Annotated in this window: 1 protein-coding gene; it reads left to right on the top strand. The window is 67.6% G+C overall.

Annotation, left to right across the window (positions count from 1 at the left end):
* The coding region (locus tag TW83_RS17220; protein ID WP_045984014.1) for a riboflavin kinase at positions 1-413 on the top strand (413 nt) is incomplete at both ends.

Genomic DNA, 413 nt, shown 5'->3' with positions numbered 1-413 from the left:
CGCTGGCGCAGGGGCTGACCCACGAGGCCGAGCGCATGCTGGGCCATTGGCACCGCATCGAGGGTGAGGTCATCCACGGCGAAAAGCGGGGCCGGGAACTGGGCTGGCCCACCGCGAACTTGGCGATGGACGGGCTGCACCTGCCGCGCCTTGGCGTCTATGCGGTGTTGGTCGACATCATGACCGGCCCGGACCGCGGCCCGTGCAAGGGCGTGGCCTCGCTTGGGGTGCGGCCGATGTTCGGGGTGAATACCCCGAACCTTGAGGTGAACCTGTTCGATTTTTCGGGCGATCTGTACGGACAGCACCTGTCGGTCGCCCTGGTCGATTTCCTGCGCGACGAGGCCAGGTTCAACAGCCTGCAGGCGCTGATCGACCAGATTGAGCAGGACGGCGCCCAGGCCCGCGCCCTG

The sequence above is a fragment of the Paracoccus sp. S4493 genome, from assembly GCF_000967735.1.
GTDB classification, from domain to species: Bacteria; Pseudomonadota; Alphaproteobacteria; order Rhodobacterales; family Rhodobacteraceae; genus Paracoccus; species Paracoccus marcusii.
Note: the sequence above shows the minus strand (reverse complement) of the source record. Positions and strands in the feature narration are given on the sequence as shown.